The following is a 1,151-nucleotide window of genomic DNA, read 5'->3' on the forward strand; positions in this document are numbered from 1 at the left end:
ACGGGGACGGTGAGCGGGAGAAGGGCGCGGAGGCCGTGTCGCCGGCTGCCCTGAAGAACTGCGGGCAGGTGTTCGGGGAGCAGAACGTCGCGGCGAGGACGGCCACGTCGTCGGCAACCACTCCTGGTCCCACCCGCTCATCCCGAAACTGCGACCCTCCCGGATCCGCGCCGAGCTGGGCTCCACCAGCGAGGTCATCGAGAAGGCCCTGGGCGCGGCCCCGCTCTGGTACCGCGCGCCCTACGGCGCCTGGAACCGGCTCTCCTTCGAGATCGGCGCCGAACTCGGCATGGAACCGCTCGCCTGGACCGTCGACACCCTGGACTGGACGGAACCCGGCACCGGCACCATCGTCCGCCGCGTCCTCGACGGCGCCGCACCCGGCGTCGTCGTCCTCTCCCACGACGCCGGCGGCAACCGCTCCCAGAGCGTGGCCGCGCTCCGCCGCTACCTGCCCGAACTCCTCGACGCCGGCTACCACATCACCGTCCCGCGGCGCTGACCGCACCGGGACGGGCAAGGGCCCCGGCACCCTCGGGTGCCGGGGCCCTCCGCGTCGGTCGTCGGCTAGCGCGAGCCCACCATGCGGGCGAAGACCACGACGTTCCCGTCGTAGCCGCGCGCCCGCGTGTAGCCGCCGCCGCAGGTGATCACCCGCAGCTCCGGCTCGCCGGTGTCGGCGTAGACCTCCACGCCGGGGAAGTTGTCCTTGGCGTACACCTGGACGCCGTAGATCTCGAAGACCGCCACCCGGCCGTCGTACCGCTCGACCTCGATGTGCTGGCCCTTCTGGAGGGAGCCCAGGCCGTAGAAGACCGCCGGGCCCTTCGTGTTGTCGACGTGGCCGACGAGGACGGAGGTGCCGCGCATGCCGGGGGCGATGCCGTTCTGGTACCAGCCGGCGAGGTTGGGGTCCTCCGGGGGAGGGGCCGCCACCCAGCCCTGCTCGTCCAGACCCACGTCCATGATGGGCGCCGCCACCTGGATCGCCGGGATCTTGACCCGGGACGCCGGGGCGTACGGCAGCGGCTCCAGACCGGTGCTCGCGGCGGGCGGCGGGGCGACCGGGCGCGGCTGCGCTCCATGAAGGAGCCTGGCACGGCCTACGACGACGACGTCCTCGGCAAGGACCCGCAGCCGGCCACCATGGC

The 1,151-nt window shown here is 73.2% G+C and carries 1 protein-coding gene and 1 pseudogene; one reads left to right on the forward strand and one right to left on the reverse strand.

Annotation, left to right across the window (positions count from 1 at the left end):
* Positions 1 to 94: 94 nt before the first annotated feature.
* A pseudogene (locus ABZ318_RS39595) lies at positions 95 to 502 on the forward strand (polysaccharide deacetylase family protein); the annotation flags it as partial.
* A gap of 65 nt (positions 503 to 567) precedes the next feature.
* Here ABZ318_RS39595 and ABZ318_RS39600 read toward each other — a convergent pair.
* Complete coding sequence (locus ABZ318_RS39600) at positions 568 to 1,137, reverse strand: class F sortase (RefSeq protein WP_356907253.1); 570 nt, start codon at positions 1,135 to 1,137, stop codon at positions 568 to 570.
* Positions 1,138 to 1,151 lie beyond the last annotated feature (14 nt).

It is taken from the genome of Streptomyces sp. NPDC006197 (genome assembly GCF_040613865.1).
Taxonomy (GTDB): domain Bacteria; phylum Actinomycetota; class Actinomycetes; order Streptomycetales; family Streptomycetaceae; genus Streptomyces.